The 23101-nt window shown below is 60.0% G+C and carries 34 protein-coding genes and 1 tRNA gene; 10 read left to right on the forward strand and 25 right to left on the reverse strand.

The features are described from left to right. Positions 1 to 65: 65 nt before the first annotated feature. Positions 66 to 512: a winged helix-turn-helix transcriptional regulator gene (locus tag HAQ05_RS19415; RefSeq protein ID WP_190423549.1), complete on the forward strand. Its 447-nt coding sequence runs from the start codon at positions 66 to 68 to the stop codon at positions 510 to 512. Between the two features lie 100 nt (positions 513 to 612). Here the strand turns inward: HAQ05_RS19415 and HAQ05_RS19420 are convergent, their stop codons facing one another. Together HAQ05_RS19420 and HAQ05_RS19425 are read right to left on the reverse strand one after the other, a co-directional pair. After that, positions 613 to 1806 (reverse strand): MFS transporter, encoded by a 1194-nt coding sequence (locus HAQ05_RS19420; protein ID WP_190423551.1) that lies wholly within the window; start codon positions 1804 to 1806, stop codon positions 613 to 615. Between the two features lie 3 nt (positions 1807 to 1809). Next, the gene (locus HAQ05_RS19425; protein WP_190423553.1) at positions 1810 to 2520 is read right to left on the reverse strand and encodes a type 1 glutamine amidotransferase domain-containing protein; all 711 of its coding nucleotides are present in this window, start codon (positions 2518 to 2520) and stop codon (positions 1810 to 1812) included. A 154-nt stretch (positions 2521 to 2674) separates the two neighbouring features. Here HAQ05_RS19425 and HAQ05_RS19430 point away from each other — a divergent pair, with 154 nt between their 5' ends. Further along, a complete protein-coding gene (locus HAQ05_RS19430; protein ID WP_190423555.1) occupies positions 2675 to 3583 on the forward strand; it encodes a LysR family transcriptional regulator in 909 nt (302 codons plus the stop codon). A gap of 90 nt (positions 3584 to 3673) precedes the next feature. Here HAQ05_RS19430 and HAQ05_RS19435 read toward each other — a convergent pair whose 3' ends face one another. Genes HAQ05_RS19435 through HAQ05_RS19455 form a run of 5 tightly spaced genes read right to left on the reverse strand, consistent with a single transcriptional unit; the run spans position 3674 to position 8054 of the window. Further along, a complete protein-coding gene (locus tag HAQ05_RS19435; RefSeq protein WP_190423557.1) occupies positions 3674 to 4690 on the reverse strand; it encodes an EthD domain-containing protein in 1017 nt (338 codons plus the stop codon). Further along, the gene (locus HAQ05_RS19440) at positions 4683 to 5624 is read right to left on the reverse strand and encodes a hypothetical protein (protein WP_190423559.1); all 942 of its coding nucleotides are present in this window, start codon (positions 5622 to 5624) and stop codon (positions 4683 to 4685) included. Before HAQ05_RS19440 ends, HAQ05_RS19435 begins: the two co-directional genes overlap by 8 nt. Positions 5625 to 5627: 3 nt before the next feature. Next, the gene (locus HAQ05_RS19445) at positions 5628 to 6947 is read right to left on the reverse strand and encodes a phage terminase large subunit family protein (RefSeq protein ID WP_190423561.1); all 1320 of its coding nucleotides are present in this window, start codon (positions 6945 to 6947) and stop codon (positions 5628 to 5630) included. After that, positions 6922 to 7398, reverse strand: coding sequence for a DUF2280 domain-containing protein (locus HAQ05_RS19450; RefSeq protein ID WP_190423563.1), 477 nt, complete (start codon positions 7396 to 7398; stop codon positions 6922 to 6924). Before HAQ05_RS19450 ends, HAQ05_RS19445 begins: the two co-directional genes overlap by 26 nt. Positions 7399 to 7430: 32 nt before the next feature. Then, a complete protein-coding gene (locus tag HAQ05_RS19455; RefSeq protein WP_190423565.1) occupies positions 7431 to 8054 on the reverse strand; it encodes a putative metallopeptidase in 624 nt (207 codons plus the stop codon). A gap of 169 nt (positions 8055 to 8223) precedes the next feature. Here HAQ05_RS19455 and HAQ05_RS19460 point away from each other — a divergent pair, with 169 nt between their 5' ends. Together HAQ05_RS19460 and HAQ05_RS19465 are read left to right on the forward strand one after the other, a co-directional pair. Beyond that, positions 8224 to 8532 (forward strand): ElaB/YgaM/YqjD family protein, encoded by a 309-nt coding sequence (locus HAQ05_RS19460; protein ID WP_190423567.1) that lies wholly within the window; start codon positions 8224 to 8226, stop codon positions 8530 to 8532. A gap of 75 nt (positions 8533 to 8607) precedes the next feature. Then, positions 8608 to 9054, forward strand: coding sequence for a hemerythrin domain-containing protein (locus HAQ05_RS19465; protein WP_190423569.1), 447 nt, complete (start codon positions 8608 to 8610; stop codon positions 9052 to 9054). A gap of 50 nt (positions 9055 to 9104) precedes the next feature. Here the strand turns inward: HAQ05_RS19465 and HAQ05_RS19470 are convergent, their stop codons facing one another. The 15 genes from HAQ05_RS19470 to HAQ05_RS19540 form a co-directional block, all read right to left on the reverse strand. Beyond that, the gene (locus HAQ05_RS19470) at positions 9105 to 9569 is read right to left on the reverse strand and encodes an Ntn hydrolase family protein (RefSeq protein ID WP_190423572.1); all 465 of its coding nucleotides are present in this window, start codon (positions 9567 to 9569) and stop codon (positions 9105 to 9107) included. A gap of 10 nt (positions 9570 to 9579) precedes the next feature. Next, the gene (locus HAQ05_RS19475) at positions 9580 to 9798 is read right to left on the reverse strand and encodes a hypothetical protein (RefSeq protein WP_190423574.1); all 219 of its coding nucleotides are present in this window, start codon (positions 9796 to 9798) and stop codon (positions 9580 to 9582) included. Further along, a complete protein-coding gene (locus HAQ05_RS19480; protein WP_190423576.1) occupies positions 9795 to 9980 on the reverse strand; it encodes a hypothetical protein in 186 nt (61 codons plus the stop codon). Before HAQ05_RS19480 ends, HAQ05_RS19475 begins: the two co-directional genes overlap by 4 nt. Then, positions 9977 to 10228 carry a hypothetical protein gene (locus HAQ05_RS19485; RefSeq protein WP_190423578.1) on the reverse strand — a complete coding sequence of 84 codons (252 nt, stop codon included), beginning with the start codon at positions 10226 to 10228 and terminating at the stop codon, positions 9977 to 9979. The genes HAQ05_RS19480 and HAQ05_RS19485 overlap by 4 nt, the downstream gene beginning before the upstream one ends. Then, positions 10225 to 10578, reverse strand: coding sequence for a hypothetical protein (locus HAQ05_RS19490; RefSeq protein WP_190419091.1), 354 nt, complete (start codon positions 10576 to 10578; stop codon positions 10225 to 10227). Before HAQ05_RS19490 ends, HAQ05_RS19485 begins: the two co-directional genes overlap by 4 nt. Further along, positions 10578 to 10883 carry a hypothetical protein gene (locus HAQ05_RS19495; protein ID WP_190419093.1) on the reverse strand — a complete coding sequence of 102 codons (306 nt, stop codon included), beginning with the start codon at positions 10881 to 10883 and terminating at the stop codon, positions 10578 to 10580. The genes HAQ05_RS19490 and HAQ05_RS19495 overlap by 1 nt, the downstream gene beginning before the upstream one ends. A 368-nt stretch (positions 10884 to 11251) precedes the next feature. Beyond that, a complete protein-coding gene (gene aqpZ / locus HAQ05_RS19500; RefSeq protein ID WP_190423580.1) occupies positions 11252 to 11944 on the reverse strand; it encodes an aquaporin Z in 693 nt (230 codons plus the stop codon). 305 nt (positions 11945 to 12249) lie between these two features. Continuing rightward, positions 12250 to 12927 carry a hypothetical protein gene (locus tag HAQ05_RS19505; RefSeq protein ID WP_190423582.1) on the reverse strand — a complete coding sequence of 226 codons (678 nt, stop codon included), beginning with the start codon at positions 12925 to 12927 and terminating at the stop codon, positions 12250 to 12252. Next, complete coding sequence (locus HAQ05_RS19510; RefSeq protein WP_190423584.1) at positions 12924 to 13286, reverse strand: RusA family crossover junction endodeoxyribonuclease; 363 nt, start codon at positions 13284 to 13286, stop codon at positions 12924 to 12926. Before HAQ05_RS19510 ends, HAQ05_RS19505 begins: the two co-directional genes overlap by 4 nt. Beyond that, entirely contained in the window at positions 13283 to 14182 is a 900-nt protein-coding gene (locus tag HAQ05_RS19515; protein WP_190423586.1) for a polysaccharide lyase family 7 protein, read from the reverse strand. The genes HAQ05_RS19510 and HAQ05_RS19515 overlap by 4 nt, the downstream gene beginning before the upstream one ends. Beyond that, complete coding sequence (locus HAQ05_RS19520; RefSeq protein ID WP_190423588.1) at positions 14179 to 14505, reverse strand: nuclease domain-containing protein; 327 nt, start codon at positions 14503 to 14505, stop codon at positions 14179 to 14181. Before HAQ05_RS19520 ends, HAQ05_RS19515 begins: the two co-directional genes overlap by 4 nt. Beyond that, positions 14502 to 14948, reverse strand: a complete 447-nt coding sequence (locus HAQ05_RS19525) for a recombination protein NinB (protein ID WP_190423590.1) — start codon at positions 14946 to 14948, stop codon at positions 14502 to 14504. Before HAQ05_RS19525 ends, HAQ05_RS19520 begins: the two co-directional genes overlap by 4 nt. After that, positions 14941 to 15102: a hypothetical protein gene (locus HAQ05_RS19530; RefSeq protein ID WP_190423593.1), complete on the reverse strand. Its 162-nt coding sequence runs from the start codon at positions 15100 to 15102 to the stop codon at positions 14941 to 14943. The genes HAQ05_RS19525 and HAQ05_RS19530 overlap by 8 nt, the downstream gene beginning before the upstream one ends. Further along, positions 15099 to 15884 carry a hypothetical protein gene (locus HAQ05_RS19535; RefSeq protein WP_190423594.1) on the reverse strand — a complete coding sequence of 262 codons (786 nt, stop codon included), beginning with the start codon at positions 15882 to 15884 and terminating at the stop codon, positions 15099 to 15101. The genes HAQ05_RS19530 and HAQ05_RS19535 overlap by 4 nt, the downstream gene beginning before the upstream one ends. Continuing rightward, the gene (locus tag HAQ05_RS19540) at positions 15871 to 16884 is read right to left on the reverse strand and encodes a phage replication protein (protein WP_190423596.1); all 1014 of its coding nucleotides are present in this window, start codon (positions 16882 to 16884) and stop codon (positions 15871 to 15873) included. The genes HAQ05_RS19535 and HAQ05_RS19540 overlap by 14 nt, the downstream gene beginning before the upstream one ends. Positions 16885 to 17148: 264 nt before the next feature. On the opposite strand from HAQ05_RS19540, the gene HAQ05_RS19545 reads away from it, so the two are divergent. Next, positions 17149 to 17655 (forward strand): hypothetical protein, encoded by a 507-nt coding sequence (locus tag HAQ05_RS19545; protein WP_190423598.1) that lies wholly within the window; start codon positions 17149 to 17151, stop codon positions 17653 to 17655. 186 nt (positions 17656 to 17841) lie between these two features. Here the strand turns inward: HAQ05_RS19545 and HAQ05_RS19550 are convergent, their stop codons facing one another. The 3 genes from HAQ05_RS19550 to HAQ05_RS19560 form a co-directional block, all read right to left on the reverse strand. Continuing rightward, positions 17842 to 18066: a phage regulatory CII family protein gene (locus HAQ05_RS19550; protein ID WP_238936553.1), complete on the reverse strand. Its 225-nt coding sequence runs from the start codon at positions 18064 to 18066 to the stop codon at positions 17842 to 17844. 484 nt (positions 18067 to 18550) lie between these two features. Beyond that, positions 18551 to 18624, reverse strand: a tRNA-Cys gene (locus HAQ05_RS19555). Between the two features lie 79 nt (positions 18625 to 18703). After that, positions 18704 to 18979, reverse strand: coding sequence for a hypothetical protein (locus tag HAQ05_RS19560; RefSeq protein WP_190423600.1), 276 nt, complete (start codon positions 18977 to 18979; stop codon positions 18704 to 18706). Between the two features lie 162 nt (positions 18980 to 19141). Here HAQ05_RS19560 and HAQ05_RS19565 point away from each other — a divergent pair, with 162 nt between their 5' ends. From HAQ05_RS19565 to HAQ05_RS19585, 5 genes are all read left to right on the forward strand, one after another. Next, positions 19142 to 19951, forward strand: coding sequence for a transporter substrate-binding domain-containing protein (locus HAQ05_RS19565; protein WP_190423602.1), 810 nt, complete (start codon positions 19142 to 19144; stop codon positions 19949 to 19951). 14 nt (positions 19952 to 19965) lie between these two features. Further along, complete coding sequence (locus HAQ05_RS19570; RefSeq protein WP_190423603.1) at positions 19966 to 20709, forward strand: ABC transporter permease; 744 nt, start codon at positions 19966 to 19968, stop codon at positions 20707 to 20709. A gap of 126 nt (positions 20710 to 20835) precedes the next feature. After that, positions 20836 to 21573, forward strand: coding sequence for a maleate cis-trans isomerase family protein (locus HAQ05_RS19575; protein ID WP_190423605.1), 738 nt, complete (start codon positions 20836 to 20838; stop codon positions 21571 to 21573). 28 nt (positions 21574 to 21601) lie between these two features. Beyond that, a complete protein-coding gene (locus HAQ05_RS19580) occupies positions 21602 to 22297 on the forward strand; it encodes an ABC transporter permease (protein ID WP_190423607.1) in 696 nt (231 codons plus the stop codon). Continuing rightward, the gene (locus HAQ05_RS19585; protein ID WP_190423609.1) at positions 22294 to 23076 is read left to right on the forward strand and encodes an amino acid ABC transporter ATP-binding protein; all 783 of its coding nucleotides are present in this window, start codon (positions 22294 to 22296) and stop codon (positions 23074 to 23076) included. The genes HAQ05_RS19580 and HAQ05_RS19585 overlap by 4 nt, the downstream gene beginning before the upstream one ends. Positions 23077 to 23101: the final 25 nt, after the last annotated feature.

Below are 23101 nucleotides of genomic sequence, written 5' to 3' on the forward strand. Positions count from 1 at the left end.
GCTAGGCCATGTAGTTTTAAAATGCAACCAAATACTTTCCCCTTGTTGGCCCGCCAGGAGATGCCATGCCGCCCCGCAAACCCGTGAATGAAGAACCTTGTCCCGTTGCGCGCTCCGTCGATCTGATCGGGGATCGCTGGTCGCTTCTCGTCGTACGCGATGCCTTCGATGGCATGCGCCGCTTCGGTGATTTCCAGCGCAGCCTGGGCGTAGCTCGGAACATCCTCTCCGACCGGCTGCACAAGCTTGTCGATGCCGGTATCCTTGAAACGCAGGCAGCCTCGGATGGCACCTCCTATCAGGAGTATGTGCTGACGGCCAAGGGGGGAAGTCTGTTCCCTATCGTGGTGGCATTGCGGCAATGGGGCGAACAGCATCTGTTCGAGCGTGGTGAACGCCACTCGGTGCTGATCGACAAGCGCACCGGAAAGCCGATTCCGCGCATGGTGCCGCAAGCCAAAGATGGCTCTGTGCTGCTGCCCGCCGCTACTGAAGTACGGAAAGTGCCGTAAGGCGATACGCGGCTGGCTATGCAAGCCAGCCGCACGAGCGAAGTGGAGTTCTTCGGCAACCGCGTGAGAACGATGCAAATGCCGAAGCTCCATCATTTACCTATCCATGAAGTCTTGCGCCCAGGAACGCGGGACACCGCATCTGCCAGAGCATCCACACAATCCCCAGGCCCACGGCCACGGCACCGACCCAGGCCGTGCTGGTCAGGCCCATCGCCTCCAGGCTGGCACCGCCCAACAGCGAACCCAGCGCGATACCGCCATTGAAGCCGGCGATGTTCAGCCCAGCCGCCACCGCCGGCGCCTGCGGCGCGTGGACGTGCGACAGCCCGATCACCCGCGCCTGCAAGGCCGGCACCGCCGCATAGGTCAGCGCACCCAGCAGGCCCGTCAGCAACACCATCAATGGCAACGACGGTGCCGATGCCCAGATCGCCAACAGCACCACAGCCAGGCCGACCAGTACGGTCATCACCGCGAAGTCCGCGCCCTTGCGGTCGGTCAGGCGTCCGCCCCAGATGTTGCCGATGGCGGCCATCACGCCGTAGCCCAGCATCAGCAGGCTGCTGGTGCTTTCGCTGATCCGCGTGACCTGCAACAGGAGCGGCGAGATATAGGTGTAGAGCGTGAAGGACCCCGCATAGGCCAGCACCGTGATGCCAGCGCCGGCCAGCAGGCGCGGATTGAACATCGCTTTCAGGCCATCCATCGCATTGGCCTGCGCCGAGGCGTCCTCCCGATCCGTCGGCATCAGGACCAGCAGGCCCAGGAAGCCTACGCCGCCGCTTGCGGCCACCGCCATGAAGATGATCTGCCAGCTCAACACGCTGCCCAGGTAGGTGCCGAGCGGAACGCCCAGCGCCAGGGCCAGCGTCAGGCCGCCGAAGACCACAGCCACCGCCGCGCCGGCCCGATGCCGGCCCGCCAGTTGCGTAGCGACGCTGGAAGCCACGGCGAGAAATACTCCATGGCCCAGGCCCGAGGCAAAGCGGGCAATCAGCATCGGCGTCAGTGCATCGGACAGGCTGACCACCGCATTGCCCAGCGTGAACAGCCCCATCGCCACGAGCAACAGGCGCTTGCGCGGCCAGCGGGTCGCCAGCGCGGTCAGGCCCGGCGCACCGATCACAGCGCCCAGCGCATAAGCTGTGACCGCCGTGCCTACCTGCGCGACGCTGGCATGCAGGTGAGCGGAAATGGTGGACACCAGCCCGATGGTGACGAACTCGGTAAAGCCCAGGGCAAACGCGCAAAGCGCGAAGACGTAGATGACGAAAGGCATGCGCTCGTTCATGGCTCAGGCCCGATCCACGATTGCGGTTGCCGCCGCCAGCAGCGGCAGTATTGCTTCGGCCACGCCCTTGGCCGAAGCCGGGTTCTGGCCCGTCACCAGCCTGTCGCTGACCACCACCTGCGCCTGGAAGTTCGGTGCTGGCAAATGACGGGCACCGCGATCCTGCAAGGCATCGGCCAGCAGGAACGGCACCGTGTCGTACAGGCCGACTGCGCGTTCCTCGTCGTTGGTGAAGGCCGATACGTCCTTGCCCGCGACCAGATAGCCGCCATTGGACAGCGTGAGGTTCACTAGCCCGGCCGGGCCGTGGCACACCGCCGCGACCACACCGCCGCGCTCGTAGATGTGCCCCCCGATTGCGGCCAGTTCGGTGTTGTCCGGAAAGTCCCACATCGTCGCGTGGCCGCCGGCGTAGAAGATCGCGGCGTAGGCATCGGGATCGACCTGCGCGGGTGCCAAGGTGTTCTCGGTGGCACCGCGCAGTGCCGCATCGTTCCAGAACGCGGCATTGATCGGATCGTCCAGGTCGAGTCCATCGACGTGCGTCTTGCCGCCCTTGGGGCTGACGAAATCGACCGCATGGCCGGCGTCGGCCAGGACGCGGTGCGGATGTGTGACCTCGGAGAGATAGAAACCGCTGGGCGCGGCGTCGGCGGCGCCGGCCGGTCCCTTGCGGTCGTGGCTGGTCAAGACGAAAAGAATGCGTTGGGTCATCGGAGGCTCCTGCAAGCGAGTCGAGCACACCGCCGAGCGCCTCCGGCGGAGGCGTGCGCGTTGCGGCATGCGAAGTAAGGAACCTCATTTTGGTGAATCCGGTATATCCTTTAAATGACCAAAATAGACAAACACTTTCCCCGGAATGACCCAAATGGCCCTGCGCAACCTCGATGACCTGGCGGTGTTCGTGCATGTGGTGGAGCGCCAAAGCTTTTCCGCCGCCGCACGCGACCTGCACCTCGCACCCAAGACGGTCAGCAAGCAGATCGCCCGGCTGGAGCAGGCCTTGGGCACCACGCTGTTCGAGCGCAACACCCGCAACCTGCGCATCACAGGCGAAGGCCGCGCCATCGCCGAGCGCGCGCGGGTGGCCCTGGCGGTGCTGGAAGAAGTGCAGGAACTGGCGACTGGCGGCAACCAGGAACTGAGCGGCACCATCCGCTTGACCGCGCCCACGCCGTTCGGGCGCAAGTTCGTGGCCCCGGCGATCCACGATTTCTGCCGCCTGCATCCCCGCGTCGGCTTCGACCTGCGCCTGTCCGACCAGGTGCAGGATCTGTATAGCGGCGACCTCGACTTGGCGATCCGCATGGGCGAGTTGGCCGATTCGCGTCTGGTGGCGCGGCGCGTGGCCGATAACCGGCGCATCCTGGCGGCGTCTCCCGCCTACCTGAAAGCGCATGGCAGTCCCGCGCAGCCGGAAGAACTGGAGCGGCACAACTGCCTGGTGTTCGCCTATCCGGGCCTGCTGCAAAGCATCTGGCCGCTGCGTAAAGGCCGCCGGGAGAAGCCTGTTGCAGTCAGCGGCACGCTGTGCAGCGACAGCGGTGACGTGCTGCACGCATGGTGTCTGGCCGGGCTGGGCATCTCGCTGCGTGAAACCTGGGACATTCACGAGGAGCTGCGCGACGGGCTACTGGTGCGTGTGCTGCCGGAATGGGAAGCCACGCCCTCGAAGATCAGCATCGTGCGGGCACGGCGAGAGCCGGTGCCGCGCCGACTGACGGCGTTCAGTGATTTTTTGTTTGATCGCTGGCAGGAGGCGCCGTGGGATCGTTGACGCTGTTCGCCGCCACCACAAATAGGTGTCAGCGAATATGAGTTGTTCATGTCGAAAATTCATGCCCAACTACCTCGCTGATCGTTCAGTTCACGCGCCCACGTCCGTGGCGCGTTCCGGGGCGATGCGGTTGACCAGCACCATGCCGATGATGGTCCACCATTCGCCGGCTGCCGGGTCCGTCATCCGTGCCTCGTCCTCGGTGATCGCTTTGTGTTCCGGGCTGCGCAGAAAGTCCTCCAGGTCGTTGATGCTGGCACAGCCCATCAGCGTCACTCCGTCGATGCCGCTGGCCTGCGGGTGATACAGTGGCTGCCCTGGCTCCGTCGGGCCGATGTTGTGAAGCTGCACGTAGCGCCTGACCCAGCCCTTGGATTGCGCCACCGCGAGCGGTGCATGCTCGCGCAGCCACCACTGCTGGAAGGCTTCGCGACCGACCGCCGGGTTGCGTACATGGAGCTTGACCAGCGTGACGGCCTCGTTGCCGTTGGTGCTGGGCACGATGACGTACTGGCGCGAGAGCACCGGTGCAATGTCGCGGAAGATCGCCTGGTCTTCGGGTAGGATTTTCTCGCGCACACGGGCATTGCCCAGCACCACGGTAATGTCCTCGGGACCGGCGAAGTTCAGGTAGGCAATACCGTCCCAGCGCGGGCGTCGGTAGGCTTCGATGTGGCCGACGACGGTGGGCCACAACTTGCCCTCGTCATCGACCGGCGCGCGGTACGGCGGCGCGTCGGTGTGGGTCGGCCCCGGCGCGAAGCGATGCAATTGGTCGTAGCGCAACAGCCGCTCCAAGCTGCGGTCGTCCGGCTCCTCGGCATGGATGAAGCGCACGCCATGCACCTTGCGCCAGTACTCGCACCAGTGCTCGAAGTTGAGATTCGGATTGCCCTCGAAGGCGTTGGCGGCAGCATCGGCGGCCGGGTCGTCGATGACGTTCCCGGCATGGTCGAGCACGTGTCCGTCGGCGCGCCGGCGCTCGGCCAATGGCGTGTTGTCGGCGCGCGAGAGCAACGAGCACAACACGGTGAGCGGTCGGTCGCTGCCGGGCTCGGGTTGCAGGTACGGAGCGCGGAACAACCGTTCCTCGATAGTCTTAGTCATGAGAATGATCTCCAAGTGGATGGTGAAGAAAGGACACGGCCAGCGCCGCCAGCGCCGCTGCTGCGGCGAAACCGTAGAGGCCCAGCGTGCCGGTATGTGCCCACACGAAGCTGCCGATGGCGGCACCGGCCGCCATGCCGGCCATGGCGCCGGTCATCAGCAGGCCGTTGAGGCGGCTGCGGGCCTGCGGGTCCAGTCCGTTGACGATGGCTTGGTGCGAGACCAGCGGGATTACCTTGAGCGAGTTCGTGCCTTGCTCATGAAGCAGCCAGGCTTTAAGCCCATCCTTTTCTTGCTCGCGGTAGGTCGCCCATCCGCCTGGCGTCAGTACCCGCACCTGGGGAATAAACTTAGTACCGAACTCGCCGTCATCTTCCTCGATCAACTCCAGGTACCGGAACTGGGTCAAGACGTGCTCACCGTTGTTGCTGGTCGACCTCCAGCCCAGTACTTGTTGTGGGCGGATCAGGATGGCGTATGGTCGAACGTTCGTAGCCTTTTCGTCCGCCTTGGTCCGCACTATCACGTTACCCTGCTCATCCACGGTCTTCGGATAGTCGATCAGCACGTGGCACAGGCCATAGGCCAATGCAGTACTGAAGAACGTCTGTGCCCAGACCTGCAGATTGTTGTTCTGGCGGTCGAAGTTCTCCGCGTAGGCCTTGATGTCCTCGGGAATGTCGTCACCGAGCGTCAACGGCTCAGCGAACACACGCCCGGTCATGTTCTTGACCGTCTCGCTGTAGGCTGGCAGCAACGTGGATTGCTTCAGACGGTTGTCGTAGTCCTCACGCTCTTCCTTAGGCCATTTTGGTAGCAATGCCGTACTGGCGGCGCGCATAGCCCGGGTGCCGCCCATGAGCGGATCGACAACGGCCCAGTCCTGGCGCATATCGTTCACGGCGGCCAGGGTTTTGCTCGGGTCGTTGCTCATGGGTCAGATTCTCAGTGTCTCGGTAGAGGCGGTGCGAACTTTGATCGGATAGCGCTTGGCGATGAAGTAGCCGGCCGCGTCGTTCATGTGGTCGTGCCCTTTCTTCGGGTCTTTGTCCGGCTCGCCCTTGTCGGTATAGGTCTGCCGCTCCAGGCACTGCGTAAGCTGCGGGCACTGGTCTATGTTGACCTTCAGCCGGCGTTCGCCATAGGTGTTCAGGAACATGGCATTGAGCGCGTTCACACGGTCTTTCACGCCAGGGTTGGTCGAGTCCACCACCACGGTGAACCCTGCCTTCCTGAGCAGCGACAGATCGGACTCGCTTGCGTTTTTGCTGCTGGTGCTCTGGCCGCTGGCGTCTGGGTATACCGCAACGCTATGTCCCGGGAAGCGCGCCTTGATCTTCTCGATCATCTCCGGCGTGTCGCGCACTGCGTGGAACTCGTCCAGGGCCAGCGGCAGGTCATCGCGCACCACGTACACCACGGCGCTCATCTTCATGACGTTGAAGTCCATGCCGATGTGCAGCGCTTCGCCGGGCTTGATGCGCTCGGTGGTGCGGCACTCGTCGCGGTTGAACGTGTAGTAGACGACGCCTGCATAGTTCTCGAAGCTGGCTTCGTACTCTTGGCGGAACGTCCGCGGGTCCATCTTGCGACGGGCCGCTTCCAGTTCTTCGGGCGGAACGTTGCCGCCATCGAGCGAGGTGTAGAGCCAGCTCTTATGGTCAGGCTCATGGCCTGGGCGACCGTCCTGGAACGTGTCGTAGCAGTGGTTGAAGCCCTTGGGTGTCCCGATGCGCAGCGCATGGCCACCCTTGCGCGTCTCGCCACCAGGAAGCACGTACTGGCAGGTCGAGAGCATCGGCCGCAGGACTTCCTCCCACGCTTCCCACGGGCAGTCGGCCCATTCGTCCACCAGGACGAAGAACAGGCCAGAGCCGCGCAGGTTGTCGTAATTATCCAGCCCGACCACGCGCATGACGTGGCCGCTTTTGAGCGTGATGGAGCACTCTGTCTCGTTCGGCCGGTGCGCGCGCCAGGCTTCCGGTATGGATTGCTTCATCCGGCGCCAGAACACACGCTTTGCCTGCTTGAACGTCGGCGCGCCATACCAGATCTCATCCTCGACGCTGACGCCCCACTCCGCAGCCAGCCGGGCCGCGCGGCGCATCTCTGCCTTGCCGAGGAAGGTCTTGCCGAACCGGCGGCCGCAGACCGCGTCACGGAAGCGCGCCTCGGGCTGGAACCCCCAAACGTAGATGTTCGCCTGCTTGGGCGTCAGCTTTACCGGCGGGTCATAGGTACGGGGTAGCCGGGACATTCTCATCAGGCTCCAGGGTGTACTCGGCGGTGGCGTGCTGCTGGTCCGCCCGGGAGCCCAAAGGTTTTTCAGGATCGAGGCGGCGGTTCACGTAGACATCGCCTACCTCTTTGGCGGCCTGCTCCAGCAACTGGGCAGTCAACGCCATGTTCTTCATGTGCTCGGCTCGCTCTGCCATCCGGCCAAGCGTCCTGAGCCGGTGTGCCCGGTTGGCAATGGGTATATCCATCGTCTCTTCACGAAAGCGCTTGCGGGAGGCGTGGAACAGGTCCGCCCGATTCTTCCCGAGCTTCTGGCCGGCGTACTTCGTGGGGTCGTGAGACTCGCACTGCTGGCGGGTGATATCGATACCGAATTCGGTCTTGACCGCGGCTACCACTTGAGAAGGCGTGTCGAAACAGGCCAGGGCCTGCACGATGAAGGCTTTGACCTCGCTTCGTAGCACTGCCATAAGTTTGCCATCCGTCAAATCCTGTCACTGAATCAGGCCGACTTGAGCAGACAGGTTCCGCAGGCCCTCGAAATGTTGATTTTCGCCACCTCTGGCGGCCTGCTGGCAGCATCGATCAGCTGCTGTACGTCCTGGCCGGGGCCATACCTGCGGACCACACCGACGAACTCTTCCACGTCGTGGCCCTGCAGTTTGAGCTTAGGGCTTCCGTCCTTGGTGAAGGCCGGTGCACCGTATTGATCGGTCGCTTGGGCGATGTGATAAAGTTCGTGCTCGATCAGAGCGCAGAACTCGGCATCGCTGCACTGGGCGCAATAGTCGGCGGCCAGGGTGATGATGAATGCCGGCACTTCGCCGAACCATTCGAACATCTGTTGTTCCATCCGGGCCTTCTGCCAGCCTCCCGCACGGAAACCCACCTGCTCGGCCTGGCCAAGAACTTCGCGACCAGCCTTCTCGAAGCTGGACGATGCCCACATGACCTTGACGTCCGCATCGATCAGGTGCGCGTGGTCTTCGTTGTGGATGCTGCCGGTATCGGCGAGGATCTCGGCCTGAATCCATCTCCAGACATCAGAAGCGGGGGTCAGGCTAATACCGAAGCCGGACAGTTCCGACAGCTTAAGCAAAGACGGTGGAGGGTACGGTCTGCGCATGAAAGCTCTAAGGCCTCTTGGCTGTTCTAGCAGAGAATCAATCAACTTGTGAGCGCCCCAAAGCGAAGCGACAAGCGGCAGCGATTAGAAACGAACTTTTTCTGTAACCCAAAGCTCAATCCATCTCAACTCATCCATAACGGAGTTAGTAATGGTACGAAAGCTAGCAGTGAACGAGAACGTTTCCCAGGCTAAAGACCTTGGTTACGAGCAGCTTCAGAAGCTTCTGAACGAAGCCAATGACTTACTCTCCGATGGAGAATCATTTGTGGGAGACAAGGCTGACGCTGCGCGCAAGAAGCTTGAGGGTATCCTAGACAAAGCAAATAGCGTAATTCCGAAAAATGCTGAGGAAGCCGTTGAGAAAGGCAAAGAAGCGCTCGGTACGGCAGCGAACCATGTAAAAGAAAAACCCTGGCACACCGCGGCGATCATAAGTGGCCTCGCCGTTGGACTCTGGCTTTTGCTGCGAAGATAAGGTGATGCCGTTGAACGCCGCCAAATTCAGCGTTGAACAATACACCATATGCCTACGTGAGCAAGGAAATGGCACATGAACATATTTGAAGCGCTTAGAGAGAGCCATGACAGGCAAAGGGAAATGGCTGACGCCGTCATTCAAACCATCGGTAACTCACCTGATCGCGTTTCTCGGTTTAAAGCCTTGAAGGACGAGTTGCACGCCCATTCAATAGCAGAAGAAAGACACTTTTACATTCCGTTGATGAGTGACGACAACGGTGTAGATTTGAGCCGACATGCAATCGCTGAGCATCACGAAATGGATGAGCTCATTGAGAAGCTAGAGGAAGCCGACCTGTCCAGCCCTGGATGGCTACCGTTAGCCAAGTCGCTCAAGGAAACAGTACTGCACCACCTGAAGGAAGAAGAACAGAAGTTCTTTCAGATGGCGGGAAAGATTTTATCCGATAAAGATAAGACATCTCTGGCTAAGAAGTACCAGGCCGAATACGAAAAGCTGTTAGCGGATGGAAGTTAGCGACCTGCACAGCACATGGGACATTGTGCCGCACTAACCCTGCGGCATACCTACCTTGCGGCCATCTTCGCTGTCTCGCTATGCACGCCCGGCAACACGATCAGTGTGCGCACCTTACCGCCCGTGCTGGTATCACGTTTCTTAGCCATTTCCACCGCTTCAGCCGCGGTAGCGCCCATATCCATTGCCGTGATCGCGTGATCACCACCGCTGCCCATCACATACGGCCGCTCGGCCCAGATCGGCGTCTTGCACAGGCCTTGCTGCGGGCTTGCGCCGACATACCATAGGCTCTCACCGTCGTAGGCCAGGGCCGCGCACTCAAGCTCGACCGTAACCGGGCCGCCGAACCATGCGTCAATAAGCTTCGGGTAGTCGCAGACCTTGCCCGACAGCACAAACTGCACGCCCTTTACTTCATGGCGCTTGTCGTAATCGTCGTGAATGATGAAGCTACCGTCACTGATGCGCGAGTCGTAGGCGATCACGCCGTCCTTGTAGGCGATCGTCGTCATGGGCCCCCTCTCAGGCGGCCTTCTTGGCCAACGCCACCAGATGCTCCCACTCGGCCTCGATGTCGTGGCCCAGGGTGATCAACAGCGCCTTCAGCTTGTCGGTGTCGATTGCTGTGGTTTCAACGATGGCTGCGGTTTCGGGGACGGCTGTGGTAGATGCGGTATCGGCCATGGTTGGCTCCTCAGTGGTTTTGGTGAAAAACGATTTGATCTTGGTCAGAATGCTCATGAGCAGGCCTTCTCCAGCCACGCGTTGATGATGCTTTGCAATACGGGCTCGGTCAGGACGGAGCTGGGCTTCTGGCCCCGTATTACCGCTTGCAGGAGCAACACCGGGATGACATGCACCCCATCTGCGGCTTCGAGTGCCACATGCGGCGTGTGATCTGCGAACTCAGCGACATTGCTCATGGGTATCCCTCCAATGGCTCGCGATCCCCACCCCACTGCTCAGGCAGCGCGCAGCGGGTCACCTGCAGGGCATAGAGCTTTTCCGGGAGCGTTCCGGCCAGGGCCTCATAGCCGGGGGCGGCGACGTAGACCCGCACCTCATCGCTCTGACACAGGTAGGTCCGGCCCACATAGCCGATGCCGTTGCCCGTGAGGAATATGATCAGCCCACCGACTGCCCAGCGGGCCAGGCCCTTGGCATATCTCATTCGACCGGCCTCCGAACGCGGCGCTCGGTTCCATCGTCTTCAGCGCGGCGGAATTGTTTGCGCCGCTCACGTCCGTTGATCAACGCACCGATGCGTCGGAAGAAGTAACCAGCGTTAAAAATGGTAAAGCCCACGAAGATGGTGCTGGCCGGCGTGTTTGCCGTCAGCTTCCAGGGTTCGTACATCCATAGGCACACGAACGACATCACGTAGCAGAACGAGGCGGCCATGATGAACGCTACCTCGCAGCTATCGGCTTGGCGGTGGTGCCCGGCCTGGACCGCGAACACCGCGCCATGGATGAACACCATCAGGAAGCTGATCAAGGCCAGGATGGACACGATAAGCATCACGGCGGACCTCTTGGGTTGTAGTTCTCAACCCAGCCCTTCACCTTGACTTCGAGTACTGCCAGGACCGGATAGGCGAAAAAGCCGAGCAACATCACGTAGCCCGACTTGTAGGTGTTGGCGTCGGGGATGAATTCGCCGGCCACCTTGCCGACGAAGAACGCCAGGACCAGCTTCGAAATGAACATGCGCGCAGTGAAGCGCGGATCAGTGGAGCCGCTGTAGAAGTAGCTGGCAATGCCGCCAACCACGCCCAGGACGCCGAACTGGGTCCAGGCGATAGGCTGGATCAGGTAATCGGGCACTGGTCGATCCTCTACTTCGCCTCCTAAAGGGGCCGGGCTTTTAAAGGCGCCAAATGCGCGAATGGTAACGTGCGTGTCTTCCCACGCTGCCCACCGAATCAGCCCCTGGAGTCTTGAGAGCAAGAGCCTTCGGCTGCCGACGTTTTCTGCAATCGCCACACTGATCGGCTAGCGGCGTCCTGGCTCTCCCCGAAGGGTCCACCCAGGCAGTGGCAAACCACAAAGTAAAAACCCCGCACTTGGCGGGGTCGGCCTGCATCACACAGGGGCTGTACATCATCCGTGGATCAACTTGAATGGGCTGCCAAAGCAGGACGTTACTTGAAATTAGGAAAGCTGGGATTGTAGAAACCGTCCCAGGGGATCAGTTAACGATCATCAGCCAGCAAGCATCGATGAATCAATCCTCCAGCCGCTCCTCCAAGCAGAGGGACGACCCAGAACACCCACAGCTGCGACAACGCCCAACCTCCCTGAAAAATGGCTACCCCTGTACTGCGAGCCGGGTTTACCGACGTATTAGTCACGGGAATACTGATCAAGTGAATCAAGGTCAGCGCAAGACCGATAGCGAGCGGGGCAAAGCCTGGTGGCGCCTTTTTATCGGTAACGCCGAGGATGACCAACAGAAAAAAGGCCGTCAGGACAAACTCTGTAACGACCGCCGACAGCAGGGAAAATCCACCCGGAGAATGCTCTCCGTAGCCATTGGTAGCAAACCCAGCAGTGACGTCAAAGCCAGCCTTGCCACTGGCAATCAAGTACAGGACAGCACCCGCAGCAATAGCACCAACAACCTGACTCACGACATAGGGAATAACATCTTTGACATTGATCCGCCCACCCGCAAGAAGGCCGATGGTGACCGCTGGATTAAAGTGCCCCCCGGATATATGTCCGACAGCGTAAGCCATAGTTAGCACGGTCAAGCCAAATGCTAAAGCGACCCCCACAAAACCAATACCAAGCTCTGGAAATGCTGCAGCAAGAACGGCGCTACCACAGCCACCCAACACAAGCCAAAAGGTGCCGAAAAACTCGGCAGCCAAACGCTTAGCCATCATCAATCTCCTTAAATTAATAGCAAGGAGAGAAGACTAGCATTGCTTAGTGATTGATGGTTTTTTTTACTATGCGGACTGACATCGACGCCCAGGCCTCGACTCGCACCGCTTTACGCCCGCAGAGCAAGGAGCCGGGGCTTTCGCCTTGATTCGCAGAGCGAACCCTTGCTGTATCTGCCGCATGCGCAAAATTTGGGCATAAAAAACCCGACTTTTTGAGCCGGGTTTTGAATGCTTTGCGCGCTGGTGTGACTCGCGCACTATGGGAAGATTACCTAGGTTTTCCCGTCATGTCAATGTGATTATGCCGCACTTTCCTCTTTTTCCGCGTGTATCACCTTCCAGACCGGGTGCTGGGCCTCGATATCGGCTTGTTCGATGACGTCGCGCAGGGCATCCCACAGGTCCATCCAGTCGCGCGTCCAGTTCTTTGGATCGATCGACACGCCAAAGAACGAATGAATGTCCTCGGCGACCCTTGCGGGCCCCCATTGAGGGCCGCCGCGGACTTCGGATTTGTAGGACTGCAAGGCCATGGTGATCAGGCAATAGGCCTTCTGGCGCTTCTGCTCTGTCAGGTACGATAGATCGGCTCGGGCGGTGATCAGCGCGACAGCATTCATCACGTGCTGCATCGTCGGCATCGGGTGGTACATGAAGTGCCCGAATTGCTGCACCTGGAACGGCAGCGTGCCGATTGCGCGCTGGATCTTACCCATCATGGCCAGGTGAGCAGCACGGGCCGTGGAGCGGCCCAGGGGCGTCCGGCGCGTCTCGGCAATGCTGATCCGCTGGCGAGCCACCTTAATACGGGCCTCTTTATCCTCGCCCACGGCGGCGAAAACGACCTCATGGCGCCTCATGCGGGGCGCCTTCATCTTGGTGGCCGATGCCGCAGCTTCAAGCGCCGCGCCGGTGATGGATGCGTTTGCTTCGTGCTGGGAATCTGCCCAGGCTTGGCGTGCTCCGATGAGTTTCATGCTGCCTCCCCTTCTACTGCTTGAATGCGAACGCGCACGGCGCCGCCCTTGGTGGTTTCTTTGCTCACCCGGATCTGTATGGCAAACAAGTTGTCATCGATGCCCAGGGCGTCGGCCAGTCCGTCGCGGCCGGCTTTGAACATGGCCACCAGGTTATCGTCGTCACGGCGGCGCTTGTCCGGAGGCACGAACTCAAGAATCAGCAGCGTTTCACCGCGAGGCACTGCGATCTTGGCCTGCAACGCCAGCAGGTGGCAGTCCGCCCGGTACTTGCGCGCCGCCCTGGCCTTTTTGGACCAATGCACGCGCTTGTTCGGGCTGCAGGCCGCCGGCGGCCATGGCAATTCCAGCATCGTCATTTCTGAACCTGCGCCTTGTACTGGTTGATCTGCGCGTACAGCGGTGCGCGGTCCTTGTCGGACGTCAGGCTGGCTACCTGCTTCGAAAGGGCGTTGAGCGCCACCAGGGTGTCGTGGCTGGAAACGGTACCGGCCTGCCAGGCGTTGAAGGCGTCCGTGATCTGGTCGGCCAGGGTGGTGGCCGGTGTTGCGACCGTAGTGACCGGCACCGCGGCCGCCCCATGGCACACCGTCAGCGCGGAGAAGGTGGTCCGCCCTACCCCTGTTCCGCCGACCTTCTCCTGGCTGTAGACGCCAGCCTTGAAATACCAGGTGTCGTTGGCATATGAGGCCATGTCGAACTGGTAACCATCGGCCGGCAGGGTGTCGTTCACCACCTGCTGGCCATTGATGAAGAACTTGGCCTTGCCGTCCTTGGAAACCTCGGCGCGGTAGGTGAATTGCTCGCCCAGTTTGTAACCGGTCAGGAGCTTGGGCTTGTCCTCTGTGCCATCGAGCTTGCGGCGCAACTGGGCGTAGATCGTCGTTCCGGTGATCTGGATCTTCAGCGGTGGGTGGTTTCCATCGCCGTGGATCTGGCCGATGATGGCCTTCTTGCTCGCGGGCAGCTCGTCCACCGACAGCGTGGCTTCGATGCTGTGCAGATCAGCGCTACCGGCCTTCCAATTGGCTTCCTTGTCGTCGCCATTGGCCAGCGTCTCGCGCAGCTCCGAGCGCGGGTAGGTGCTGTTCTTGGTTGATTTGATGTTTTCCCCACTCGACGGCGCGATGAAGATCAGGGCCCCATCGGACTGCCGGACGAAAAACTGATCGGTGTAGCCAGCATTGAGCGCCTTGGTCGGAATGACCTTGGCGCCGGCTGGGACGGTCAAATTCCAAAGAGAAAGGTCGATCATGCTGCCACCCCCTGCACCTTCATGAGCCCCTGGCCAATCCAGTAGGCTTGTGTTTCAGCTACGGCGCGGATCACGTCGCGCCAGTCCACCGCCACGCGCGTGCCGTCGAATGCGTTGCGGGCCCGGCCATCCAACAGGTCGTGGCAGCTCGAGCAGGCGAAACAGGCCATGTAGTCCGGGCCCTTCATCCCCATGCCCTTCTGGCCGCAGGGCACGTGGGCAAGCACGGTGGTTTCCGGGTTGCGATTGCATATGCCGTAGAAGCGCAAGGCACATTCCTGGCCCCGGGCGCTGTCGCGAAGTTTCTTGCTGACCACTTTCATGCAGCCCTCCCCCGGCGCTCGCCGTAGATCGCCATCATCAAATCGTCTGGATGCGGCAGCAGCAGTTGCAGGTGCTCCGCGCAGTAGGAATCCAGCAGCTCCAGGTAAGTGTTCATCTGCTGGGTGTTGAACTTCCGGGTCTTTGCCCGGCCAACGCCGTACCGGGTGCCATCGGGCAATTCGACGGGGTGAACCTCGGCGGGCCAGAGCTTAGCCACCAGGATCTCGTGCCATTCTTCGGCGCTGGCGACCTGGCCAAACGAGTCCCGCAGGTGCGCCTGGATAAGCCCGTTCCACATCCAGAGCAGGCGGTTTTGTGCATCGCTGCGCTTGTTTCGCACTTCGGTGATGGCGATTTTCCGGGGTTTGGATAGGTCCAGGCTGGTGAGGTAGCCAATCAGCCGGTTGCGATCGGATTCGGTACGGAGCATGAGGTCAGCCATGCGCCACCCCCAGGAGCAGCCAAGGCCCTAAATAGTGCCCAAGTACCTCACCGATCATGGCGAGGATGCACAGCAAGCCCAGCGCCAGGGTCGCGAAGGCGCACACCATAGCGGCGCAGCAGCAGGCGTATTTGAGGCGGGCGTAGAAGGTCATGCCGCACCTCGCTTGGCGTTCAGCTCGGCGAGCGCGGCACGTAGTTGGCGCTTGCGCAGGTAGGTGTCCACTAGGTCGGCCTGGGCTTTCTTGCGGCGCGCCTCTTCGGCCAGCGCCTTGCCCTTGGCTATTTCTTCCCGCACGGCTTGAAGCTTTTCGCGCACCGCCGGCGATGCGGGGCGCACCTCTCCGCTCAACAGGCCAGCAATGGCGCCGCCGTCCTGCGTGACAGGAGCGATGCTCATGTCAGCCAAGTACTTCGTGGCGCGCTCTGGCGGGAGCAGTTGCATGCGCACAGCGGTTTCGATGGCCAGGACGCGGCCGGCTGGATCGAAACCTAACGAGACGTCCCAGCGAGCTGGCTTGGCTTCAGCGCGAGCCTGTGTAACCAGGCGTTCGTAAGCGCTCATGAATGCCATACGAGCGCCCACCTTGTCGCCGGCCTGGAGGATTGGGTCGGAAGCGTTCATGGCCACGCGGATTTCTTCGGTCAGCACCACGGTTTGGTATTCGTCCGAGGCGGTTAGCGCGATTGCCCATGCTTCGTCCTTGCCCGGCCGGCCGTCGGCGGCTTGAATGCGCTGTAGGATCGCCGCCAGCGTGAGGCGCCCCGATAACTCTCGGCGGCAGGCCCGGAGCGCATTGGCGATGGCGGCCGGCTCATGCTCTGCCAGATCCTCGGCCATCAACTGCGCCGCGTTGGCGCTGATCGTCTGCCCGAGCGTTTCGGCGGTCGCACAGATAGCCCCGGCCAACTCTGCAATTTCGTCAGAGGAAAGCATTGCGAATACCCCCGGCACGGATGTTTTGGGCGGCCTGCTTGGCGGCGTTGAGATTGGCTTGGGTGTCCTCGATCTGGCGGGCCGTGCGGGCGTTCATCTGCCGGCCGGTGGCCCACTGCGTGTGATACGCCTCGGCCTTGGCCAACAGGTCGCCGATGCTGTGGCACCCGTTGATCAATCGGGAATCGTTGATGGTCAGGAAGTAGGCCGCGACGTGGTGGGCGACATCAGCGCCGAGCCGGTCAACGAGTTGGCCAAGCTGGCCACCAGCCTTGGCGTTCCAGACCGGCCAGGCTTCGTAGCGCTTGCGGTAAGCCATGGCGTAGTTGGCCCAGGCCTTGAACGTCTTGCAGGTTTGGTCTTTCGGGCCTGGCATGTCATCGGGGATGGCACACCGCGGCGCATCGTTCTGCGCGACCAGGGCCAGCGCGGCAGGTTGCGGCGGCGCAGCCGGGGCTTCCTGCAAACTGTGACTGGTATCCTGATTGGTACCCTGATCACTGGTATCCTGATTGGTACCCTGATCACTGGTATCCTGATTTGTCGGAGATTTTTCCGACCCTGGATCGGATTTTTTTCCGACCTTGCTCGGATATTTTTCCGAGGTAGATCGGATTTTTTTCCGAGGTGCATCGGATTTTTTTCCGACCCTTCCCGCGTTAGAGGTCGGATATTTTTCCGACCCATCCTGCTTGCGGTTCCACTGCTTGCCCTTCTCGGTAAGACGCACCAGGGTGACGCTGGCGGTGCTAGAAAGCATGATCAGACCGGCTTGAGCCAGCGCCTTCAGCATGCGGTAGGCGGTGTCGGGCTTGTCGGTCAGCAGCGGTAACTCGTCGATGATCTTGCCCTTGCTCAGGGCATAGAAAGTGCCCTGCTCGGTACGCATGGGCTTGGCCCAGCTCGGCGCCTCGTAGACGAACGCGAACAGCAGCGCTTGCTGGGCATTGAGCCCCCACTCAAGCGCCTTGGCTTGATTGATCGTTACGGTGAACTGCATGATCAATGGGGCTCCATTTGGCCGATGGCCTGTGTTCTTGCTGGCCAGCGTTGCGGCCAAGTGCAGTGAGCAGATTCGGCCGGGTCAGCCTGGGGGTTGTGCGTTCGGTTTCCAGTTGCCATAATCGGCCTCGATGATTTGCTGTAACGAATGAGCCGCCCTGCCAGGCGGCTTTTCTTTGCCTGAAATTCAGGCGTTATGGGTGTCCGGCGTATCCGCGACAGCTTTTGGCTTCCACACGAAAAGGCCCAGGAGGCCGGACAGATGAAATTGGATAGAAGGCTCCAGAAGCGAATCTTGGAGGCCGCAGCGGAGGCGTATCCGTTTCCTGCTCCGCACGGCCTGTACATCGAGCTTGGGGCGGCAGAGACCAAGGAAAGGGTTGACGCGAACCTCTTCTACTTGGCGGAGCACGGACTCATCAGAAAATGCATTGAGCTCACTAGCGATGGGTTCGCTCTTCCAACCAGCAATGGCATTCAGTGCACAAAGTCCGGAATGGACTTCCTGGCCGATGACGGAGGGCTTAGCGCAGTCCTTGGAGTGGTCACGATCAAGATTCATGAGGACACCCTCCGCGAGCTGCTGGAGAGAAAGATTCGTGACAGCGATATCCAGCCGGAAGAGAAGAATCGCCTCGCTCAACGGCTGAAAGGACTCTCTGCCGAGGCCATAAAACACCTGACATTGAAATTATTGGATGAGGGGGTTGGGCATCTGCCGGAAGCAGTTGCGCTAATTGGTAAGTACCTTCACCAACTCCCCCTATGACGTCCACCTTTGCCAATTCAAATTTGGCGTAGCCAATTTTTGAACGCTGGCCGCCCGCATAGCCCCACAACTCAAGCCAAAATGCTGGAATGTCCAAGCCGAGGATGGATGGAATAATTTCAGTGCTATCGGGGCTGCAACGGCCCGCGATAGAGACCTGCACGACTTGGTTCTGAGTTAGCCGCATCACGCCCGCGCCTTGTGCAGTTCAATCACCGCACCGATAGCCTCAAGGCTCGCCGACATGTACTTGGCGTGCAGGGAACGGATCTTCTTGGCCTCTGCTGCATCGATCTCCCCGTCTTCCAGGGCGTGGGCCACCATCTGGTCGAGAGCGCCACGCTGGGCAGATGCGTTCAGCGAGCGCTGGTACAGATCGACGTTGTCCAGTTCCGCCGCATCCCCACCCAAAAACGGCTGCGTATTCGCTTGATGGTAGATGGTGCGGCAACTGGTCTTGGCTCGTTTATCGACGGTTTGATGGAGCGTAGGGCACTGAAGGGAATAAAGAACTCTGCGCTGATAACGAATGAGTCGGGCTTGCGCATGAGCTACCCGATGCTTCGCAACCGGTGGGATGAAGCCAGGGCCAAGGCTGCTGCATTAGCCGACGAGAATGGCGACAGTGCCTTGGCTGCGAAAATCAGAGGCTTCAGGTTCGCCGACATACGCCCGAAGGCCGCCAGCGAAATCGAGGATATAACTCATGCAAGCCGCCTGCTCGGACACTCTAAGGAGTCCATGACAAAGCAGGTTTACCGGCGGGTAGGCGAAATAGTCAGGCCCACCAAATAGCAGGCTTTGCGGAAATGGTTTCATATCATGCGGAAATGATCGGCATTTTGTCGTCCCAATAAAAAACCCCGCAGACGTTAATCTACGGGGTCTTAAGGGGTGGAGGCCGAGGTCGGAATCGAACCGGCGTAGACGGATTTGCAATCCGCTGCATAACCACTTTGCTACTCGGCCCCTGAACAGCAGGCATAACACCTGATGCTTTTTAAACTAGCATAAGGGCGGGACCGGACTCCAAGCTCTAACCAATTGATTAAAAAAGGATTTTCCGCCACCCCAGCGCAGGAATGGACGCAATTCTGGACTGGTTCGGCTGGCCTGTCAACAGCTGGGAGAAAAATGTACCGGTTGGCACCTCTGCCGACCCACTGCCCTTTCGCAATGGGAGGGCCAGATCGCCTGAAATGACCGATGCCATGATGAGCATCTGGCCTGGCCCCAGCGCACCGCTGCTTTCGTTTTGCTTAAGCTCTGCTTCGTTAAGCCGTAACTTACCGGCCATGCAAATTTCTCTATGCTCTGCTTGCATAAACGCCGCTCAGTCCACCTGGCGATCTGAACCCGGGATATGAGCGCGAATAATGAATGGCGGGTAAACGCACCCCATCGCCACACCTTGATCGGCATCACACCTTGAGCCTGCTAACGCTACGCCACGTTGTTCCCACATTAGCCAGTAACGAGGTGCGCTTTGAACCCTTCGACTATCGGTTTCGCCCTGTTCGCCAGCCTGTTTTTTTCCACAACCGTAGCCTCGGCTGAACAGCTTGTTTTTGGCAATGAAGGAAGCTACCCGCCCTTCAGCTTGGTAGACGCATCGGGCAAGCTGACGGGTGTCGAACCTGAACTGGCGCGGGAAATGTGCAAGCGCATGAAGGCCGACTGCGAGATCGTGGTCATGGATTTCAAGGCCCTCATACCCGCCTTGCTTGCCAAGAAACTCGATGGGGTTACCACCCAGATCAAGCCTCTGCCCGAGCGCAAAGAGAAAGCGCTTTTCGGTATGCCGATCGTCTATAACCCGGACTCCTATATCGTGCGGGCCGACAGCCATTACCAGTTCACCAAAACGGGCCTGCAGGGCGTTCGCTTCGGTATTCAACGTGGCTCTGCCCAATCGCGCTATCTGACCGAACACTTTGGCGACGCGATTCAGTTGACCAATTACGACAACCCCGACCAGATCCGCCTTGACCTGCTTGCGGGCAGGATCGATGCGACGCTGGGGCCAAAAATCAACTGGACCCTGGAATTGATCAGCAAACCCGAGGGCAAGGACTGGAAACTCGATGGCGGTGAACTCTGGACCGGTGACCCGTCCATTCCCGAGGCCGAGCGTGGGTCGAGCTGGATCGTGCGCAAAGACAACCCCGAGCTCGTCAAAAGAATGAATGAAGCGCTGGCCTCGATGCTCGCCGATTGTACGTTCACGCACATCCGCGAGCGCTTTATCCCGGTCGCGATCGTTCCGGCTGAGAGCGCCTGTACCAAGCCGTCCTGAGCAGGGGAATCACCATGTTGGGACTGCTGAGCTGGGGCGACACCGGATACGGTGACGAGCTGTTCTTTGGCGCCGGGGTGACGATCAAGGTCGCCGTGCTCGGCTATATGATTGCATTAAGCCTGGGTACAGCCATCGCCCTTGTGACGCTGAACCCACGGGGCTGGCGCTGGCGTTGTTGGCGTGTCTATGCCTCGCTGTTCATGGGGGTGCCGGCCTTATTGGTAGCGTTTTTGTTGTATTACGGTGGTAGCGAAATCATTACCTCGCTGTTCGGGGCACTGGGTATGCGAGTGAATATCGACGTGACACCGACCGCGGCGGGGGTCACCGCGCTCGGCCTGGTTTACAGCGCCTATCTCGCCGAGTTGATCAGAAGCACCATTCGCTCATTGCCTCAGGGGCAGTTCGAAGCCAGCGCCATGCTGTTGATCCCGCGCCGGAAAATGTGGACCCAGATCGTTTTTCCACAAACGATACGCTTGGCGCTGCCCGGCCTGACCAATATGTGGATTGTCGTACTTAAAGACACCGCATTGATCTCCCTGGTCGGCATCAAAGAAGTAATCGCCCAAGCCAAGATGGCCGCGGGCAATACGAAAGAACCCTTTCTTTTTTACTGTGCGGTGTCCTTGTTCTTCCTGGCCTTTAGCCTGGTTACAGTTTGGATGATCGGCCGACTAGACCGGCGCAAAGGCTACGGCAAGGTCGCCGTGAAATCGGTACCCGCCCCTGCCTTGTTGCATCGAGAATCCTGAGCCACAAGCCAGGGATTGCCGACTGGCCGTAACGGGGTAAACCGATAATTATCCCTGCGGCGACGGCCCTCCACACACACGAACAAACAGTAAATATTAATAACTTAACAATATGAGGATTTATCGATGAAAGATTACACCGGTTGGCGCGCCAAGATCGGCCTGATTTATATGGCGTCCAGTACGGTCATGGAGCCCGAGTTCCAGGCGATGGCACCCGAGGGCGTATCGGTTCACACAACGCGGATTCCGTTTCTGAATGCGTCAAGCGAAGGCATCCGCACCATGATGAGCGAAGGCCCACTGGAGGATGCCGCACGCTTATTGGCAACGGCGCCATTGAGCGCTGCCGTTTTCGGCGGCACCAGTGCCAGTTTCCTCGAAGGCAAAGGGTTCAACGATGTGGTGGCCGACCGGATGCGCGCGGTAATGGGCAATATTCCGGTCACCACCGCCTCGAGCGCCGCGTTGGCAGCTTTACGCAGTTTTGCGGTGAAGCGTATTTCATTTGTGGGCCCTTATATAGAAGAAGTCACGCAGCGCGGGCAGGCTTTTTTTGGCGCCAACGGCTTCGAGGTTCTGGCCGCTGACGGCCTTGGCATCACAGGCGATATCGAGCTGGGGGAAATTCCATTGGAACGGGTCTACGAATTCGCTCGGCGCACCGTCCATCCCGCTTCGGAAGCAGTGTTCATCAGTTGCACCAACATGCGCAGCGTTGGCGCCATTCAGGCGCTTGAACAAGACCTCGGCATCCCGGTGATTAGCGCTATCCAGGCCTCCTTTTGGCACGCCTTGATGTTATCGGGCGTACACGCCTCCATCGAAGGTTTCGGTTCGCTGTTCGGCCAACGCCTCGATTGATTCCGCCCTATGGCAAGCAGGAAAACCTATGCACTACGACATCGCGCTGGCATGGAGCACCTTGCCACAACTGTTAAGGGGTGCCGCCATGACCCTGGCGGTGCTGATACCAGTGTTGGCACTGGGGCTAGTGATAGCCATCCCGCTGGCGTTGCGCCGTGCATCACCTGGTCGCCGCTGGATCGCCGCGGGTTATGTCGGGTTCTTTCGTGGGGTGCCGAGCCTGATTTTGCTGTATGCGATCTATAACGGCCTTCCACAGTTAGCCGGTATCCGTAACGGCCCGTTGTGGCCGTTATTTTCCAATGCCTACTTCTGTGCGGTGGTAGGGCTTTCGCTTACGCATTCGGCGTACCTGGCTGAAATCCTGCGCGCAGGGTTGCAGGCGGTACCCCAGGGGGTGGTCGAAGCGGCGACGGCGCTGGGCATGCGCCCGAATGTTATTTTCTGGAAAGTGCGCTGGCCGATCGCCGCGCGCCATGCACTGCGCGCCTATCAAAACGAGATACTGATCATGGTCAAAAGTACAGCAGCGGTCGGCGCAATCACACTGGTTGAGCTCAACGCGGCAGCCAATGAGGTGTTCGAATTCACCTATGATCCCTTTACCCCGCTACTGACCGCTGCGGCGATTTACTGGGCCATGATCAACATCATCCGTCTAGGCTTCGATGCCGCGGAGCGTTATCTCAATGCGGGGCAAACGCGAGCGCTTATTTCATGACCGCGACCGCCCCCGCATTGCCCATCCCAAAAGCCGCGCCCACAGTGCCAACGCCCATAATCACGTTAAGGGGCGTGGGCAAAAGTTATGGCAACCATCAGGTTTTGCATGGCATCGACCTGAGTATCCATAAAGGTGAAACGGTGGTGATCTGCGGCCCCTCCGGCTCGGGTAAATCAACCCTGATACGTAGCATCGCTCACCTTGAGCCCCACGATAACGGGCAAATCATAGTCGCCGGTATCCACTTGACCCATGAGCCACAAAGCATTCAAGACGTGCGCCGGGAGCTGGGCATGGTGTTTCAGCAGTTCAACTTGTTCCCGCACATGACCGTATTGGGTAATTGCACCTATGCGCCCAGGGTTGCGCTGGGTATGTCGGAGCGCAGCGCAACCGCGCTGGCAATGCGCCTGCTTGAACGCGTGCGCCTGGTTGATCAGGCGCGCAAGTACCCCAGCGAACTCTCAGGGGGGCAGCAACAGCGGGTGGCTATAGCGCGCGCCCTCTGCATGCAGCCGCGCATCATGCTATTTGATGAACCGACATCGGCACTGGACCCGGAGATGGTGAACGAAGTGCTTGCGGTGATGGAAGAGCTGGCCCGTGAAGGCATGACAATGCTCTGCGTCACACACGAGCTGAATTTCGCCCGGCGGGTTGCCCACCGCTGTGTGTTCCTCGAACAGGGCACTGTGAATGTCGACGCGCCAACCTCCTCGTTCTTCGATGCGCCCCCCACACCACGGTTGGCGGCATTTCTCGACAGCCGCCTGTAACCCTGCGCGTCGAGTGTGGTGCCTC

It is taken from the genome of Pseudomonas typographi, assembly GCF_014694385.1.
Taxonomy (GTDB): domain Bacteria; phylum Pseudomonadota; class Gammaproteobacteria; order Pseudomonadales; family Pseudomonadaceae; genus Aquipseudomonas; species Aquipseudomonas typographi.